18 protein-coding genes and 1 pseudogene are annotated in these 16814 nt (G+C 45.0%); 9 read left to right on the top strand and 10 right to left on the bottom strand.

Going from position 1 to position 16814, the window contains the following annotated elements; all coding sequences use genetic code 11:
- The 5 genes and pseudogenes from AQR02_RS01400 to AQR02_RS01420 form a co-directional block, all read left to right on the top strand.
- Nucleotides 1–2226 (top strand): annotated as a pseudogene (locus tag AQR02_RS01400) (hypothetical protein); the annotation flags it as partial.
- A gap of 129 nt (nucleotides 2227–2355) precedes the next feature.
- Nucleotides 2356–3084: a hypothetical protein gene (locus tag AQR02_RS01405; RefSeq protein ID WP_054939070.1), complete on the top strand. Its 729-nt coding sequence runs from the start codon at nucleotides 2356–2358 to the stop codon at nucleotides 3082–3084.
- Nucleotides 3085–3682: 598 nt separating this feature from the next.
- Nucleotides 3683–4192, top strand: coding sequence for a phage holin family protein (locus tag AQR02_RS01410; RefSeq protein WP_082451540.1), 510 nt, complete (start codon nucleotides 3683–3685; stop codon nucleotides 4190–4192).
- 12 nt (nucleotides 4193–4204) lie between these two features.
- Entirely contained in the window at nucleotides 4205–5122 is a 918-nt protein-coding gene (locus tag AQR02_RS01415) for a peptidoglycan recognition protein family protein (RefSeq protein ID WP_054939071.1), read from the top strand.
- Between the two features lie 11 nt (nucleotides 5123–5133).
- A complete protein-coding gene (locus tag AQR02_RS01420; RefSeq protein ID WP_054939072.1) occupies nucleotides 5134–5496 on the top strand; it encodes a phage holin, LLH family in 363 nt (120 codons plus the stop codon).
- A gap of 36 nt (nucleotides 5497–5532) precedes the next feature.
- On the opposite strand, the gene AQR02_RS01425 is transcribed toward AQR02_RS01420, so the two are convergent.
- Nucleotides 5533–5760 (bottom strand): hypothetical protein, encoded by a 228-nt coding sequence (locus tag AQR02_RS01425; protein WP_054939073.1) that lies wholly within the window; start codon nucleotides 5758–5760, stop codon nucleotides 5533–5535.
- Nucleotides 5761–5898: 138 nt separating this feature from the next.
- Here AQR02_RS01425 and AQR02_RS01430 point away from each other — a divergent pair, with 138 nt between their 5' ends.
- The 3 genes from AQR02_RS01430 to AQR02_RS01440 all read left to right on the top strand — a co-directional run bounded on the left by AQR02_RS01430 (nucleotide 5899) and on the right by AQR02_RS01440 (nucleotide 6879).
- Nucleotides 5899–6096: a hypothetical protein gene (locus AQR02_RS01430; RefSeq protein ID WP_054939074.1), complete on the top strand. Its 198-nt coding sequence runs from the start codon at nucleotides 5899–5901 to the stop codon at nucleotides 6094–6096.
- The gene (locus tag AQR02_RS35405) at nucleotides 6093–6308 is read left to right on the top strand and encodes a LexA family protein (protein WP_054939075.1); all 216 of its coding nucleotides are present in this window, start codon (nucleotides 6093–6095) and stop codon (nucleotides 6306–6308) included. Before AQR02_RS01430 ends, AQR02_RS35405 begins: the two co-directional genes overlap by 4 nt.
- A 94-nt stretch (nucleotides 6309–6402) precedes the next feature.
- A complete protein-coding gene (locus AQR02_RS01440; RefSeq protein ID WP_054939076.1) occupies nucleotides 6403–6879 on the top strand; it encodes a YhjD family protein in 477 nt (158 codons plus the stop codon).
- 57 nt (nucleotides 6880–6936) lie between these two features.
- On the opposite strand, the gene AQR02_RS01445 is transcribed toward AQR02_RS01440, so the two are convergent.
- Nucleotides 6937–7143, bottom strand: a complete 207-nt coding sequence (locus tag AQR02_RS01445; protein ID WP_054939077.1) for a hypothetical protein — start codon at nucleotides 7141–7143, stop codon at nucleotides 6937–6939.
- 317 nt (nucleotides 7144–7460) lie between these two features.
- On the bottom strand, nucleotides 7461–8432 hold the full coding sequence (locus AQR02_RS01450) for a tRNA dihydrouridine synthase (protein WP_054939078.1): 972 nt from the start codon (nucleotides 8430–8432) through the stop codon (nucleotides 7461–7463).
- Nucleotides 8433–8723: 291 nt separating this feature from the next.
- On the opposite strand from AQR02_RS01450, the gene AQR02_RS01455 reads away from it, so the two are divergent.
- Complete coding sequence (locus AQR02_RS01455) at nucleotides 8724–10271, top strand: hypothetical protein (protein WP_148449045.1); 1548 nt, start codon at nucleotides 8724–8726, stop codon at nucleotides 10269–10271.
- A 74-nt stretch (nucleotides 10272–10345) separates the two neighbouring features.
- Here AQR02_RS01455 and AQR02_RS32200 read toward each other — a convergent pair whose 3' ends face one another.
- The 7 genes from AQR02_RS32200 to AQR02_RS01485 form a co-directional block, all read right to left on the bottom strand.
- A complete protein-coding gene (locus AQR02_RS32200; protein ID WP_159067660.1) occupies nucleotides 10346–10513 on the bottom strand; it encodes a hypothetical protein in 168 nt (55 codons plus the stop codon).
- A 1-nt stretch (nucleotide 10514) separates the two neighbouring features.
- On the bottom strand, nucleotides 10515–11930 hold the full coding sequence (locus AQR02_RS01460; protein WP_054939080.1) for an S-layer homology domain-containing protein: 1416 nt from the start codon (nucleotides 11928–11930) through the stop codon (nucleotides 10515–10517).
- Nucleotides 11931–12068: 138 nt separating this feature from the next.
- Nucleotides 12069–13892: an ABC transporter ATP-binding protein gene (locus AQR02_RS01465; RefSeq protein WP_054939081.1), complete on the bottom strand. Its 1824-nt coding sequence runs from the start codon at nucleotides 13890–13892 to the stop codon at nucleotides 12069–12071.
- Nucleotides 13893–13894: 2 nt separating this feature from the next.
- Complete coding sequence (locus AQR02_RS01470) at nucleotides 13895–15061, bottom strand: nucleotidyltransferase domain-containing protein (RefSeq protein WP_054939082.1); 1167 nt, start codon at nucleotides 15059–15061, stop codon at nucleotides 13895–13897.
- A 21-nt stretch (nucleotides 15062–15082) separates the two neighbouring features.
- Nucleotides 15083–15487: a lasso peptide biosynthesis B2 protein gene (locus AQR02_RS01475; RefSeq protein ID WP_054939083.1), complete on the bottom strand. Its 405-nt coding sequence runs from the start codon at nucleotides 15485–15487 to the stop codon at nucleotides 15083–15085.
- A gap of 66 nt (nucleotides 15488–15553) precedes the next feature.
- On the bottom strand, nucleotides 15554–15871 hold the full coding sequence (locus AQR02_RS01480; protein WP_054939084.1) for a lasso peptide biosynthesis PqqD family chaperone: 318 nt from the start codon (nucleotides 15869–15871) through the stop codon (nucleotides 15554–15556).
- A gap of 5 nt (nucleotides 15872–15876) precedes the next feature.
- Nucleotides 15877–16791: a phosphoenolpyruvate carboxykinase (ATP) gene (locus AQR02_RS01485; RefSeq protein WP_054939085.1), complete on the bottom strand. Its 915-nt coding sequence runs from the start codon at nucleotides 16789–16791 to the stop codon at nucleotides 15877–15879.
- Nucleotides 16792–16814: the final 23 nt, after the last annotated feature.

The raw sequence follows: 16814 nt of genomic DNA on the forward strand, positions 1-16814 counted from the left end.
GATTCGACCGCAGCCCACGCTGCTGAGCACATAGCATATACGGGTCCAGTAGCTGGTGCCGGCAACATGAAAGCGGCTGTGGACAGCGTGCAGCAACAGCTTAATGAAGCCGTCATTTCTGGTGACAGCAGCGTTGAAGCAGCGCAGGCCCGGGTGAGCTCAACAGGGGAAACATACACCACATTGAAGCAGCGGCTTGACGATGAGCACGATACCGTTAGCGCGCAGTTGGCGGATATGGCGACAGCTGTTTTTTCTCAAACGGATATTCAAAGCGCTACTGCGCTGAATATCCCCTTAACTTTAAACATCGGCAGCGTTATCAGTATAAGCAGCAGTATCACAATCGGCAGTAAAATTAGGCTTATATTTCGTAATGGCGGGAAGTTGAGGGTGAAAAGTGGAGTAACGCTTACCATCAACGCTTATATTGATGCTGGATATTACAATATATTCGAATTTGAAGATGCAACAGCGCAGGTAGCAACACAAAATGTAGGTATCTGGAATGATGTATCCACGCCTACCATTGTGCATTATAAGGTGAAGGTGGACTGGTTTGGGGCTGTGCCAGATGCCGCGCCCCCTGTTAACGATACCGGAGGAAGTAATCTACCAACGGGCACAGACAGTTCAGATGCTTTTCGACGGGCGTTCAAATTCGCACTCCAGGCAAGTGTTAAAGGCACACCTTATTTTATCAAGCGGCCTAAAGTTACAGTGGAAGCTTCACCGAACGGAGCCTATTTTGTTCGTGGTAATAATCTAATGGGGTGTCAGGACGATTCTGTAAGGGCGGTATTGATTGATTTTGAAGGAAATAGTGCTCAAATATTTCATGAGGTGCTGCAAACAACCGATGTTTTGATTGACAATGCATATAAAATGTATGCCCCAAAGTACCGTAATTTCGATGTTGATGTATTCACGCAGACGGGAGCCACAAGAATCGGCAAGTTCATCGACCTTAAAGGTACGGGGAAATCCCGAATTGAATTTGTCACCCCAGTTTTTGAAAACGTAAGGATCGGCTGTGGCTTTATGAGCAGGGGGTACGATGTCATATTCAATATTGACGGATCTACCATGGCAGATAACGGATATATTGAAAATTGTCTCTTCGGTGCGTTTAATATACTTTTTAACTGTCTTAACGGAGAGGCGGTCAATTGGAAATTCGTTAAGTGCTATATCCAACCGACAACCATAAACGGCATAATATTTAACTTTTATAACACATACTCAGGTAGTTTCACTGCTGAAAATTGTGAATTTTTAATCTCATCAAATGGCGAACGGTTTATAAAAACTACTGGAGGTAATGATCCAGGAGGTTCCTTTAATTTTCTTAATAATCGTTCGGAAACACGTACCATCGTTGACACTATCTTTTTCGACTTAGATTATGGACAAGTAAATGTAAATGGGCTTAACTTTTTTGCCGGTGCGGGCACAGGAACAGTACCTGACAATGCAAGGATTGCAAGAATTGGTAACGGGGCATGCTTAAGGATCGCAGATAGCATTTTAACAAACAATAGGTTCGATATTGGGCCTTTAGACCATGTAATAGCAGGTAGCCCCCCGGCAAATGCACTATTTATAAACAACACTAATATATCAGCGTTAGGTCATGAGGGGTATCCGTATCTTAGTTTCAAACTTTTGAACGGTAGTGAATTAACCTTTAAACAAGCACTGGACGCAGGTTATCGTATTCGAAAGGTTATAATTGACAACCCTAATGCCTCCAGAGGTGTGTTTATGCCTAGCGTTTTTCAATCAGATTACGCAGACTATAAAAAGATTGTGTACGGGAATAATGTGTCAGGTAAAACAATTGCCCAAGGACTGAGTGTTAGAATTCCCTATAATACAGTAATAACATCTATGAAACTATTCTGTCCAGCCGTTGATACTGCAACTGTTAATAAATTGCAAGTTAATTTTAAGTTCATTGATGGATATGTAACCCCAGCATCATTTCAATATACATTTCCAGACGGAACACCTAAATATGGAGTTGAGTTAATTCCAGCAAATGAGCAGGTAGTCGTTGACACAGGAGTGGTGAGTCTTAGTTTTCAATTTATGGATGATGCTGTCGCACTTACTAACGATCAAGCGCCAAAAAGCTACATTGTCATTGAATATAGAGGATTAGCTAATTTTTCTGATTTTGGCTCAGGAGTAGGAGGAGGTATTGGAAAGGTGAGTGTAATATAAATGGTTATTCGATAGGTTTTAAAAATTTGTTGAAATGTAATATTTATCAATCCCTGTAATAATAATTACAGGGGTTGATTGATCCTTATGGTAATATTATCTAATAATAACCATTAGGGAGAGATATCATTGTATTTATCAGACATTCTCATTGAAACTAAATCTATTGATAGCCGTGCCTCAAGATTTTTAGTCAGTTTAAGTATTCTTTCGACTGTTTTTATTCAATTTTTCCTGGGTACGGATATTTACAGTGACATAAGAATTTTACTATATATGTTGCTTGCAGTAACTGTAGCCATAACCGTACCAAAACTAAAGATCGTAACGACTGCTTACTACCGTTTTTATATGTTGATCATATATCTAACTTATGTAATGTGTTTAGCATTGAGTTTTTTTAACAGCAGAATAATACTTTCACCAGCATTAGAAATAACTATGCCATTTGCTCTGTTAGCAATAGGCCATATAACTTCGTTCAAACTTGAAAAACTCCTTAATATGTATGTTCTTTTAACAACTTTGCTGGCCTTGTTTTTAGTATATTTTATGGGTAGTGGGTTTCAAATATCTGCTCAATACCTTATTTCTTCAAAAAATCAAGTCGGTCCATTTATCGCGAGTAGTGTCATTATTTTGTTTTTTAAGTTAAAGGAACAAAAAAATAAATTAAAAGTAAGTTCGAAAATTATTTGCTTTTTGTTGTTAATTACAAGCATCTCATGTGCATTAATTATAAGGAATAGATCAGGCTTACTCGCATTGACTATTTGTATTGGAGTCAATACCCTTATAAATGTTAGGCTTAAAAATACTCTTGGCAGTGTAGTAAAACTATTCTTTTTATTTTTTTAATATCATTAGCTTACATTTTCGGTTTTCTAAACCCTATCTATGAACTTATTAAAGAGTCGTTCTTTTTGAATTATATCTCGACTGATTTAAACTCTATTAGCGCAGGAAGGTTTGACGTCTATATTAAAGTAATTGATTTCCTAAAAGTTCACCCTTTTTTCGGGGAATTAATAGAAAGCTCTTATATTAATACCCAACCTCATAATTTCCTGTTAAATAAATTCCTTCAGTTTGGAGTTTTGGGATCATTCCCTGTAGCCGTTTTGTATATATCTTTATGGGTAAAAACGTTATACTCGATCATTATCAGAAAGGATAATAATTTATCTCTATACTTATTACTTTTTATGCTAATTGTTAGCATGTTCGAGTATACCTATCCTTTTGGACCATTAACCACAGTCTCATTAACATGGTTCATGTATGGGCGTTACTTAAAATCGAGTCTGTAAGAATAGGACGTAATAGGATCATACTGCGCAGCAAGGGAGGTGAGGCTCCGGCATGCAGAAACTGAATAGCACATAGACGACACGCCTGCACAAGGGCGTGTTTTTGCATTGTCATAAAAGTTATATAGACAGAGGGGAGCGAGGGAATGTTCAATCACATCAAGCAATTAACAACAATCATATACACGGCTGCTATCGGATCTGGAAGCCGTGAGGTTGCCACGGGGGGAGCAACAGCTATGGCGGGAGTATTGGCAACGGTAGCCGGGCTGCTGGGCGGGTGGGACAAGGGGCTGCTTGTGCTTATCGTCCTAATGTGCGGCGATTATGCAACTGGTGTCATGGGGGCGGTCAAGACCAAGACAGTGAGCAGTGACGTAATGTTTTGGGGCGGCGTGCGAAAGGCGGTAGTGCTTTTTGTCGTAGGGCTGTCCTCATTGATGGATGATTGGATTCAGCCGGGAGCGCCGATCTTTCGGACGGCCGCCATTTACTTTTACGCTGGCCGTGAAGGTTTATCTGTGGTTGAAAATCTTGGAGTCCTTGGCGTTCCATTGCCGCAGGCCATGAAAGACTTCCTACTTCAATTATCAGAGGACAAGTCGAAAAACAATCCAGCCAAGCCCGATCATCCGGATAACAATAAATCAGCATAAGGAGGGATAGACTTGATCAAAGATAAATACACGATCGAACGGCGCTACATAGACAAGCGCCAGAACGTTCGGCCCGGCTCTCGGCTTGTATCGGGAACGCCGGGCTTTTTAGTTGCCCATGATACGGGTAATCCCGGGGCTACAGCGGATAAACACTTCGAATATTTCCAAGGTCTTGTTAACCGCTCGGCCTCCGCGCAGGTCTTCATCGATGACAAGAAGATCCTGGAGATCATCCCTACGGGAACCGGGACGGATCCGGCTGAGAAAGCTTGGCATGTGCTCTACAATGTGACAGCGGATAACGAAAAGTATGGAGACGACGCGAACGACATCGCCCTGGGTGTGGAGCTCTGCTACGGCGGTAAGATCGACTTTCCCGAGGCGTACAAGCGATTTGTGTGGTATCTGGCTTATTGCTGTGACAAGTGGGGGCTTAACCCCCTGACGCATATTCCATCGCACAAGCAGCTGGACCCAACACGTAAGAGCGATATTGACCAGGCGTTGAAGACTGCCGACAAAACGCTGAAGGATCTTCTGTATGATGTTGCCAAAGAAATGCAGCAGGAACCTGTCGTGATCGTTGCTCCTACTGCTGTGCAGCTGCCGGCTAATGTTGCCCAGACACTTATTGATGAATATGTATCGCCGGCATGGTTCGCTGCCCGGCAGGCCGGTGACTCGGCAGGCACGCTGCATCTTCATAACCTGGCGAATAACCTGCGGATGGCTGCCAGGATACCCTTGCAGCCAGGATCGTCAGCGCCGTTCACGCAGCTGCCGAAGAGCAACGTCCAGGAGCTTGTGTTCCGGTGGCTTTCTCCGGGCTGGACTGCGGCAAAGGTGAAGGGTGACAAGACGGCCATGGCTTATTACAACAATACAGCAAATCACCTGCGGCGTGCCGCGGGGATGCCTACTGAATAGGAGAGGATACTATGCAATCATTTATTGATCAAGCACAGCCCTATATTACTGCTGCCGTGGTGGCTATTGTCGGAGTTCTTGCCACTGTAATCCTACGGACGATATCATTGCTACAGATAAAGGCGGACGCCTGGTTTGATGCTAAGCTATCTGTGTCTCAGCGGGAACTGCTGCATAAGATTTCTACGGAGGGCTTTGCCTATGCGCAGACAGTATACAAGGACTTAGGTGGGGCAGATAAGCTACAGCAGGCTTTGGCATATGCCTCTGATCAACTGGAGGTGCGGGGCATTAAGGTGGCGCCAGAGGAGATTAGGGCTGCCGTCGAGAAGGCTTATCTTACTTATAAAGCGACTGCATTGACCAAACAGTAAGTATTCTGCCCACTGGCTTTCAGCTGGTGGGCTTTTTTATTCAGTGGTTTCTCCCTCAATCCTTAAGCGCACTACTCGAGACACACTCTCAACTTCGCCAAAAGGTACCCACACCGGGCCTTCAATCGTGTTGATTTTTATCCTATCCGGATCTGCTGTTACCTCAGCAATACCCTTTATTTTTTCTCCGTTTGTGAGCCATGCCACAATCATTTCCCGCTTAATAGCTGCTGTCTTTAAATTTTGTTTTAATTTCTTGTCCATGTCTTCACACCTTAGCATTTTTGATCATTATAATTTATTGCGATGGTTTAAGCGATATCCAAAAAAGTTTCCATTGATTAACGAACGCATGTTTGGTTATAATACAAACAAATGTTCTTATTTTTGGAGGCGAGCAGCATGAAAATGAGCATCGGCCAAACCATTGAAATTGTATATCAAGCAAAGTCTGGAGAGATTACGCAGCGTAAGATCGAGGTAAATGGCATCAAAGGCGGCCACATACGGGCGACCTGCTTGACTACCGGTGCGCCGCGGGTATTTCTTACCGATAACATCCTCGCTTGGAGACTTATAAAGAGAGGTGTTGTAGCATGAAGCCAATAACATACCGACAACGCGCTGCACTGCAGGCTATTATTAAACTGACAGAGGCTCAGGGCTACCCCCCGACTGTACGAGAGATTTCAGAAGAGATCGGCCTTACATCTAGCTCAACAACACAAGGCCTCTTGGATAAGTTAGAAGAAAAGGGATATATAAAGCGGCAAGGACATACACCACGGGCATTGAGAGTGCTAAGAGATTGAAACTTCGATGAGTTTAAGCGCATTATCCGGGTTCGCGGAAGCATAATAAAAGCAATGCATGGATTACTTGGTTTACCATTAGGGAGGGGTCATTGTGACCAAATTGGATGGCAATGAGCGGTGGAAATCGAAAATGTTATTGACTGAACATGTGGAGCAGTATGAGGAGAAACACAGGGATAAGGGGATACGAAATAATATACTAACATCCGAAGAACTTTCTATGGTACGCGATTTAATCTTGTTACCTCATATAGACACGATGTTAAGCAGGAGTATGAAAGAAATAGAAAACTCAGGTAACATACTTACCAAGCTTTACTTACTGGCCGGAAGATTTATTCAAAATAAAATTATGCAGGATACATACAAGCTTCAAAAAGAATTGAGGCATCTGAATGTCAGATTTATTGCTGACGAACAGGACGAATTTATTTCCTATTACAAAATATTCTATCGTGGTTACCAGGAACGGTTTGGAATTACTCGCGATGTGATGCGATCCGAAATCAGCCTACGACTCACCAGATACACTGCTGATCTGGGTGATGTCTTAAAGAGTCACCTATAATAAAACAGAAGCCCCTGCTGGCCGTAATGGCCGTAATGGCTGACAGGGGATTCTGTTTTATATATCGAATTCTTCCCAACCTGGCGGAAGTGGATCTACAGGAGCCGGCTCCAGGTGTTCAGGTAGCTCACTGATCAGTAACGGCTCTCCGATGTCGAGCAGAATGGTTCTTGTACCGATCGCAATGACTGTGCCAGTACGATCTTTCCAGTGACCATCGGTGATTGAGACACGGAACCCCAGAGTTACATCTTCTAATTTCATAATAATCAGCCTCCTTAATATTAGAGGCTCAAATCCACTTGCCCATAATTTGCCCATAAAGGTAGGTTTGATAATGCACTTATTGCGAAAAATGCACGCTTTGCTTAAATTAATTCTTCAGTAATGGCGCTGTATTCGCATAATGTACGTTTAATCTGTTGATGGGCGGCATGATGTAATAAGGGTTTTCTTGATAGGAAACCTGCATTGACCAAATCGTGTTAAAAAAGAGACCTTTCGTAGTTATATACGAAAGGTCTCTTTTTTTTTTCTGGGTATTTCATATGCAAACTTGATGATTTTAAAGGGGGGATACATCAATCTAATACTTGATCTAAAAGAGGTTTTACTAAACGGCGAACTTCGTCTGTTGACGTGGTATCCATTAATTGGTTTCTTAGTTCGTCTGCACCTCTAAATCCACGAGTATAGATTTTGAAAAAGCGAAGAAGTGGTTTAAATGAACGCGGCAGGGTTTCTGTTGAATATTTATCGTGCAGATCCAACTGTAAAAGAAGTAAATTGAGAAAATCCTTCGCGCTATGTTCTTTGGGTTCTTTTTCAAAAGCAAATGGATTGGTGAAAATACCGCGGCCAATCATGATACCATCAACGCCGTGTTGTTCAACTATTTTTAATCCTGTTGCGCGGTCCGGAATATCTCCATTAATGGTTAACAACGTAGTTGGAGCAATTTCATCGCGCAATTTTTTTATTTCATGAATTAGTTCCCAGTGTGCCGCTACTCTGCTTTTCTCTTTTTTTGTACGAAGGTGAATGGAAAGATTCGCAATATCTTGTTTCAATATATGTCCTAACCAATCGCGCCACTCATCAATTTTAGAGTAACCCAATCTTGTTTTAACACTAACCGGCAATCCACCTGCTTTTGCTGCTTGAATAATTTCTGCTGCAACTTCAGGATGGCGTATTAATCCAGCCCCTTTTCCACTGGATGCGGCGTTTTGTGCCGGGCATCCCATGTTTATATCGATACCACGAAAACCAAGTTTTTGCATATCAATACTCATCTGTTCAAAAAGTGCAGGTCTATTGCCCCAAATATGAGCGACAATCGGTTGCTCATCAGCCGTGAACATTAACCGGCCACCTACATTTTCTTTTCCAACAGGGTTACAATAATTTTCTGTACTTGTGAATTCCGTGAAAAATACGTCGGGTGTTGCAGCTTCTCTAATGACCTGACGAAATACAATATCTGTGACATCTTCCATTGGAGCTAATATAAAAAACGGCTTCGGTAAATCCATCCAAAAATTCGGTTCCATGTTATCTTCTCCTGTTGCAATATATAAAAACGATAAAATCTATAGCAAGCTCTTTTACCCATCATTCATAGTATCATTATTTTTCGTTTGATGCACAGAATCAATAGTGTGATTGCCTGAACACCCGCTGGAAAAATAGGCAAGCAAGCAACAGGCGAGCCAGCAGTACAATGAATATATTAACAAGGTAATGCGGATTTATAACGCTGAGATAGGAGGGGGGTAACTTGGCTGACCTAAATGAACCAAGTAATATGAACAGCGCAGAATCTACGGATAAGATGTATTAAGGTGGACCTTGTTCAAGGATTGCCTGCTTTACTGGATACAATTAAGTGCTCTATTGGTGTTCAAGTGGAAGACTATCCAAGAATAGCCCCGGAAACGGATGATACGGGAAGAATACAAAGAGCGATTAACTATGCGAAGAATTTAAAGGTTGGCGAGAATACGATTGGAAACAGCTTATACTATGAAACCAAAACCAAGTTGATCTTCAACGCTAAAATATATACTACCAGTGCCGCGATAACGATCTACAAGGGAATTGACCTCGTGTCGGAAGGTCAGGCGATTTTAAAGTCTGCTTCTTCCAGCAGGGACGTTAAATGTTTTGTAGGGAATAACACTGCCGGACATCGTTTAGAACTTCGAAATTTAACCTTTGTAGGATATTCATCGGCTATAGAAATCAGTGGTGATGTAGATGCCTCGATGACCAAGCTGGAGGATGTAGTCTTCCATAAGTGCTTGATAGGTCTGGATACAGTCAGTTTCACCGGCAACCGGAGCAAGATCGTTCATCTTCTTCGCTGCATTTCCTGGAAAACGGATGTTTTCGTAAAAAATTACTGCGATAAAATGATTATTGATAGTTGCTGGGTTACCCATAGTGGCTGGGCAGGGGCAGCAGTCTATAATGACGGAAACCTAGTGATCCGAAGTTCTGTCTTTGTTCCGACGATTGGAGCGGGAGCACGCTGGGTTGATAATTATGAGAACAATGCCGGACAACAGGGTCTGTTCATAGAAGATTCCCGGTTTGGAGCCGAGGGCAGCGGTCTTCCTGTCGTATATAACTTTGCGGGGTATGAATCGAATATGGCCAAAAATCAGGGGAATCTCATTTCCGTAAATAATTGCCAGATGGCTTCTGCCGGGGGGAATACGGATAGCTGTATCGTATTGTTCAATATGCCGAACAGAATCAGCCTGACGAACTGTTTTGGATTCTTTGACTTGTTGAAGGGCATTATTTCGGTTGATCCAAGCTATGATCCGGCGGTTATCCCTAAGGAGCACAATAAGTATATCAGTATCCACATAGACCACACCATTTATCAGTCAGAGAGTTACCCTCAGTTTGACTCCCGGTTATCTCCTTTCATGACATTTACTAAACCATTACAGATCAAAACCACTCCCGTCTTGGAACGAACGAAGATTCTAACCCCTGCCGGGGGGAAGGCGGACGCAGGACAAACACTGATTGTATATAAAATTGGATTAAATTATCCCAATTCCACGGGACTTTTAACCGTCAGATTTACGGTGGGTAAGCGGGGGACGGAAGAGATAGACCGGAAACAGATCGATGTAGTAATCAAAAATAACGCAACGAATGTGCTAAACCATGTAAGCGGGTACTCAAAGCTTAAGGAGACCCCGCTGTACCAATACGGGACATCACCATTGGATTATAAAATATCGCTGGAGATCGTTGCAGGCTGGCTGGAAGTACGTGTCACTTCAGGTGCATATAATATCGATGTTGCCGCAGCAGGTGAGGTCAACTTGACATATGTCTATGCTGCCGGACAAAGTATATTTGAAAACTGACCGCTGGAAATCCCAAAAAAAATCCTGCGTTCTGTCTGCCGGGAGAGCACCGGCAGCAGTCGCAGGATTTTTGGTTAGCTGTCTCCGAGAGTTACCTGGTTTCTTTTCCAGAAGCCGCCAAACTCCTTGAACTCCCAGTAGTTATCTTCAGCATAGGTCTGTTCAATATCGAGCACCTCAAGCTTCGGTGTCATCCATATTTTCCGGCTGATGCTGTCTGCTGAATAGACATCCTTTTCCACGTTAGAACCTCCTTTGACTGGTTACTACGAAACTCACAGTACCTTTATTGAAGTCCATGACATGCAGGGTCTCCGAGTTGCCGGCCTTATCTACACTGTAGTATTCGACCTTCTCGACGGTTGCAGCATCTACAATAAATGGACTCGTATAATCGATCCATGAGCCGCCATTGATCCGATACTGGATCTTGCTTACGCCCGAAGAATTATCTGTTGCGGATAATGTAATCTCCAGTCTGTCGATGTAAGATCCGTTGGAAAGAGGTTTGGTGGTATAGGTGGTCACCGGTGCTACGGTGTCCGCGGTGCTGAGGGTTGAAGTGCTGCTGGTAGGTGTGGTGATCGTGATGGTAAGATCATCGAGCTTAGGATCCCCTTTTTTGACCGGGAATTTGAAGGCTTCCAATTTATTCAGGTAGTAGACCGAATACTCATAATCGGCTGGAAGGTAGATGCTGTAAGTTCCGCTGGCGGAAGAGGTCAGATCAAAGGTTGTAAATCCATTGTCGAGCACAACCTTGGTGCTACTCTGCACTGCACCGAATTGGTTCACAATTTTGCCCTTGACCAGCACCTTGGAGACCAGGTTCAGATCCAGCACATTCAGCTTGTTTTTGCTGATTTTGATCGGGACGGCGGCGTAGGCGTTGTCGGTATTGGCGACGGCCACATAGCTTCCGGGGGTGACAGTAAGTGAGTACTTGCCGTTTCCTCCGCTAAGGGTAGTGCCGCTGACCTTCTTGGTTGACGTATCAATCAGGTTCACCGGAATTCCGGAGGTGGGTGCCTTATCTAGCGTTACTGTGCCATACAGCTTATTGGCCAGTTTCACTGCTTTGTCGATCAGGACCAGCGCCTCTGCACGGGACAAGTCCCGCAGCGGCTTAAAGGTGGAGTCGGGATAACCGAGAATGACCGATTGATTACTGAGGAACGTAACTTCATCAAGCGCCCATGCCGCAATGTCATTCTTATCACTGAAGGTGATAGCGGTTAGCGGTGCAGCGTCGGGCTGAATGATGTTGGCGATGATTTTGGCTGCTTCCTGGCGGGTGACATTACTCTCTGGAAGGAAGACGCCATTACCCGGGCCGGTGATAATCTGATCCTCGTATGCTTGAAGCGCGTCCTTGTAGAACCAGTCGGTGGTCAGGACATCAGAAAATGGCGAAGTGCTGAGTGAAGGATTCACAGTAAACCCAAATCCGGTGTTGACGAGCCGTACAAACTCAGCCCGGGTAATCGTCTTATCGGGATAAAAATCCCCGTCCTCATACCCCTGTGCCTTGCCCTCATCCAGCCATTGCTGAATCGTTCCCTCCGCCCAGTGCCCTTTGATATCAGCGGCAGCAGCGTAGGAGGTGGTGGTGAATACAACCAGAAGTGCAATCACCAGAAGCATAGTCTTTTTCAGCATTTAAACGCTCCTCTCTATGAATAATTAATAATATTTCCAATGGTATAAATTATGCAATACGAATAATTATTTATTGTAAATAATTCAATTTGTATATATATGATAAATGGGTAAAGCGCAATATGAAAGTATGGCACATTATTTGACCGGAAAAGTGATGACACGCGAATCCGCCTGAACCCCGAGCAGTTTGTTAAAGGTTCCCCTCGACTCGCCGGAGAGCTGATGATAGCCGCCCTGCTGTACGATATGTCCTTTTTCAAGCACAATGACCTGGTCCGCATTGCGGATGGTGGAAAGACGGTGGGCGATGACGATTAAGGTTACAGAGCCTTTGAGCCGTTCCAGGGCCGTTTGGATTTTGAACTCGTTCTCTACATCCAGTGCGCTGGTCGCTTCATCAAGCACCAGGATGGACGGCTTTTTCAGGATGGCTCTGGCCAGCACAATCCGCTGTCTTTCTCCACCTGAGAGTTTAATGCCGCGGTCGCCGATAATGGTATCCAGGCCGTCCGGAAGCATCCGCACAAAATCTGCGGCGGCGGCAAACTCCAGCGCGGTCCATAATTCCTCCTCGGAAGCTGCCTGATTCAGCATCAGCAGATTCTCCCGCAGGCTGGCATGGAAGAGGAACGGGTCTTGAGAGACGTAGCTGATAGAGCGTCTTAAGGAAATCATGTTCTGGCTGGTTACAGGGTCATTATCAATCAGGATCTCACCGGATTCCGGTACGATCAGACCGGTCAGAATGTCGATCAGGGTGCTTTTGCCGGCCCCGGATTTTCCGACGATTGCAGTCATGCTGTTGACAGGGATATGCAGATTAATATTCTGAAGGGCATATTTCTTGCTCTTGCTCTCATACCTGTAGAATAAATTCCGGCATTCAATGCTTTGGGTAAGGTGAATCATACTGTGGGACAGAGAAGGCGATCCCGGATCTAGTTCGGCTGCTTCCCTAGTTTCGCTCATGACCCGGTTCAGCCTTTTGAATGCAGGAATATTCGTGCCAATCTGCTCCCAGTTCCCTTGCATCGAGGTGAATTTAGGCCACAGGCGGGAGAAGACGATCACAATCAGGATTAGCTGGCCGGCTTCAGCATGCAGAACTTGCATGGAGAATAACACGAATAGGGCGATCAGCAGGGAAGAAGTGACCTTGTAGAAAAACTGGGAGGTTGTCTGAAGCCGGACGAACTTTACATAATGCTGCTCCATCCGGGTGCATAAAACGCGTAACCAGGACAGGTGCTGAGCTTCCAGCATATTGCTCTTGGTGTCTTTCATGCCGCTGAAATGATCCGATAGACCGCCGAGATAGCTTTTGGACAGCTCATTGGTACGGTCACCCAGACTTTGGGCACTTCTGATGAATCTGCGGGAGAACAGCGCCATGAGCAGCCCGCCAATAAGTACAAATAACGTCAGCTTCACGGACAGCCATAGAGCAAAGCCGATTTGAATAAGGGTAAATATAATCGTTGTTGCCAGGCGCAGCACAAGCTGCGTACCTTGGCTGACCAGCATCAGCTCGGTGGTCATCAAATGATTCAGATCGGAATTTCTTTTTCTGAGGAAAAAATTCCAATTCGCGCTGAGTAAAGACTCGTAGACCTCTAAACGTAAGGCCTTCATGAAATCCTGTTGAATTTGGCTGTTCACAATCGTCTGATTGCGCTGCAGCCAGGCCTGAAGAATCACGATAATCACATAAATTACCAGCATCAGCGGCAGATAGGAGTGCGAGGGAAGTATGTTCAGACGCTGGATGATCCAATTAAAGTAGGACAAGCTACCGCTGGTAGTCTGCGCTAAAATCCCTGAGAGGCTGAGCAAGGGGAAGAGCAGAACGATACTGATCCCCTCAAGCGAGCTGATAAGCATCATGCTGACAAAGTTCATGTACAGCTTGATACCGGTGATTGTGCGTAATTTTTTGAAATAAGGCCAGACTTCCTTCATAACTAAAGCTCCCTTACTCGGGTCTTATATTTCAGCCTGCGCCACAGGAGAAGCAGCGGACGGATGGGGAAATAAAGAAAATGCAGTAAAGACGGCAGCGGCAGCGTAAGGGCATCCTGGGAGCTGGGATAATAGAAGCTTTTGAGATAAGAGAGCTTCTGCCGCATCTTTAACAAACTTAATAAATAGCGGGTAAATTTGAGGGCATAGGCATCAGGTTTTTCCATTTGGGCTATGTAGAGGGCGGCGGTCTGCGCGGCAGACTGACTTGCGGAAGAAGAGAGAAGCCGCTGCATAGCGGGATGGGGCAGTGTGCCTAACAGTTGATTGCATAGAATGAGAGCTTGACCTACGGCAATATGGCTGTTCTGCTGTTTCATTAACCCGGTGATCAGACGCCAGTCCAGGTCCTTCTTCAATAACTGCCTGATATCGAGCAGCCAGCGCAGCCGGAACCAGCTATGCCGGGCGCCGTGCACGGCCAGATACAACAATAAATCCTCATTGCCTGGCCGGTAAACCGGATTGTCCTGGTGAAAGCATTCCTGTCTACGGGACCAAAGTTCATCGAACGTTGGCTCCGGCCATGAGCCCGGCTGAAGTTTCCAATGAATTTCCACTTGGATTCCTGTGGTCTGATTTGTATAAGAGCAGTGGTGGAGGGTTTTTTTCCAGTTGTATATTCTCGGTGAAGCATCGTCCGGCATGAATCCTGAAGACTGCAGCAACCGGTCAGTAGGGTCAAATTCATCCGGAGGAATGAGAATATCTAAATCTTTGCAGGTGCGCAGAGAAGTATCCCCATACAAATCTTTGGCTAAAGCAGGCCCCTTAAGGAGTAAGGCAGGTATGCCATTGTCCTTGAGCAGGCGGAACAGCTGGTCCAGCGCCCGGGTCAGATGCAGCATCTGAAACGTATTGATCATATATTCGGTTTTTAACAGCTGTAAAATGGCGGAAGGCGCTTCTGAATCCTTAAGCTGCGCATAGAGGAAGGGATAGACACGGTGAAAACGGGCAAGTTCAAGAAAGAGCTCAGGGTCATACATGTTCCAAGGCGGCTCTGGAGGGCGGCCTGAAGCTTGGGCAGGATCGCTGCTTAACCAATGAAGCAGTAAGACTAATTCCTTGGGAAAAGCACTTGTATCCAGCTTGAACGGGTTATCCATGAAAGTGCGCCCCTTTAATTCTTAGTGGGTATAGGTTTTACTGAAGGTCAAGGCAACAGTGAATCTGTCCATTTCTTCCTGCCCGGCAAGGTAGAGGGAACCGCTGCGCAGCCAGGCATGGGCAATCAGCTTGCCGGACACATCCCTGGAGGTTCCCAAATACAGAGTGCTATCCATTCGCCGCCGCTCCAGCATCTTCATTATGGCTATAGCTTTAACGAGACACATACTTTCCCACCAGACATAGCGGCTCATGAGATGCACGGAATAGCTGATGTTGTGGAGTAGAGCAGTGTTAACTTGTGTTTCATATTCAGTCCATGATGTTTCTTCCATGGGTTTCCCTAGTACGGATGAGACTTTGGAGAAGGGCAATAACTTGAAAATTCTCGCCCAGGCCAGATAGAAACAGGCTTCCAGCAGCATCAATTTTTTTCCTGAATCCAGCGCTACGACTTTCCTCAGTCTTCTAAGTAATTTATTTATAGGTGTTCACTCCCAGCCCCGAACCACCATTTGATCCTCGCTGAGTACAATTAGCTGCTCTTTATTCATTTCTTCCAAGAAAGGTACAACTTGCTCAAGACAGTCCTGGCTGGAGATTTCGTATTCGGCAGTAAGTGTTGAGATTAAATCTGTCAGCAGGGTGGGCACTTGCACGATCTCCCAGATCCTGCCCCCGATGTGCCCGAGATTATAATATTTGCCGGAATGGATACCTACCATAACCTTCTCTCCATCCATATCGCTGACAAAGAAATTGCCGGCTTGGACAATGCGGTGATTGGAATGTATCTGTGATTTTGCCATAACGCCTACGCTCCTTTTTGGATCAGATTCAGTATTTGAGCGGTAAGATGATCGGCTGTAAAAGCCGCATTTGACCGGGTGATCGTCATGAAAGAGGCTTTGGAAATAATTAATGCCGACATTTTGAAATGCCAATCCTCCAGATTGAGCAGAGGGACCAGAAAGTTCCGGTAAGTATGATTGAAGAGAACGGGAAAACGATGCAGGCCAAGCACCGGGCGGATTTCCGTCATATCGTTTCTGGACACGGTAATCTCAAATATTCCTGCTAAAGGAACTGCTTCCTGACTGAATTGCCCGGTGACCGGAATAGCATATTTATCGACTTCCTGATAGAGAGGGGAATAAGAGAGAGCATTGAGTCCCAGGGCGTCGATACTTTTCTTCCACAGCTTCTGCTGGGGATAGGCCGGGATAATGATCGGAATATTCTGTTCGTTCAGCGTAACCGGGATCACATCGTCAGTCAGTAAAGGCAGTCCGATGCCCCGCATTGCGGCGGCGAGTGTGGATTTTCCCGCACCGGAGTGACCGATAAAGGCAAAAGCTTTTCCATCTATAACGACGGCACTGCCATGCAGCGGCAGGATTTTTCTTTGCAGTAGCAGAGCGCCCATGCAGCTTCCAAGCAGGTACACACGGATCATTCGTTCATCGGAACCCTCAAAGGGAGAGATGATGATGTTATTTCCTTGCTTCACCAGGAAAATTGCCGCTCCCGGCATATTGAAGGCGATATTGCCGTTATCCACTGTGTAATAATCCTGCTGCGGGCCCAAGCTGTCCCAGTATTCCGTTAGATCTCCCGTTTCAATGGTGACATCGATTTCACGATCCTCACAATAGGTTTGGGTGAGTTCCGGGAAGAGATATTCACTGGATATGTTTAACCCGAACGCTGTATATATTGTTTTCTTCATAGGGTTCATCCGCCACTTTCTTT

It is taken from the genome of Paenibacillus ihuae, from assembly GCF_001368795.1.
GTDB lineage: Bacteria > Bacillota > Bacilli > Paenibacillales > Paenibacillaceae > Paenibacillus_AQ > Paenibacillus_AQ ihuae.

Excerpts from the sequence above, each read along its gene's own strand:
- AQR02_RS01475 (WP_054939083.1), bottom strand. The coding sequence starts at position 15,487 with ATGCTGCTGGAAGCCTGTTTCTATCTGGCCTGGGCGAGAATTTTCAAG.
- AQR02_RS01445 (WP_054939077.1), bottom strand. The coding sequence starts at position 7,143 with ATGAAATTAGAAGATGTAACTCTGGGGTTCCGTGTCTCAATCACCGAT.
- AQR02_RS01480 (WP_054939084.1), bottom strand. The coding sequence starts at position 15,871 with ATGGCAAAATCACAGATACATTCCAATCACCGCATTGTCCAAGCCGGC.
- AQR02_RS01430 (WP_054939074.1), top strand. The coding sequence starts at position 5,899 with ATGAAAATGAGCATCGGCCAAACCATTGAAATTGTATATCAAGCAAAG.
- AQR02_RS35405 (WP_054939075.1), top strand. The coding sequence starts at position 6,093 with ATGAAGCCAATAACATACCGACAACGCGCTGCACTGCAGGCTATTATT.
- AQR02_RS01420 (WP_054939072.1), top strand. The coding sequence starts at position 5,134 with ATGCAATCATTTATTGATCAAGCACAGCCCTATATTACTGCTGCCGTG.
- AQR02_RS01485 (WP_054939085.1), bottom strand. The coding sequence starts at position 16,791 with ATGAAGAAAACAATATATACAGCGTTCGGGTTAAACATATCCAGTGAA.
- AQR02_RS01465 (WP_054939081.1), bottom strand. The coding sequence starts at position 13,892 with ATGAAGGAAGTCTGGCCTTATTTCAAAAAATTACGCACAATCACCGGT.
- AQR02_RS01425 (WP_054939073.1), bottom strand. The coding sequence starts at position 5,760 with ATGGACAAGAAATTAAAACAAAATTTAAAGACAGCAGCTATTAAGCGG.
- AQR02_RS01460 (WP_054939080.1), bottom strand. The coding sequence starts at position 11,930 with ATGCTGAAAAAGACTATGCTTCTGGTGATTGCACTTCTGGTTGTATTC.
- AQR02_RS01470 (WP_054939082.1), bottom strand. The coding sequence starts at position 15,061 with ATGGATAACCCGTTCAAGCTGGATACAAGTGCTTTTCCCAAGGAATTA.
- AQR02_RS01410 (WP_082451540.1), top strand. The coding sequence starts at position 3,683 with ATGTTCAATCACATCAAGCAATTAACAACAATCATATACACGGCTGCT.
- AQR02_RS01450 (WP_054939078.1), bottom strand. The coding sequence starts at position 8,432 with ATGGAACCGAATTTTTGGATGGATTTACCGAAGCCGTTTTTTATATTA.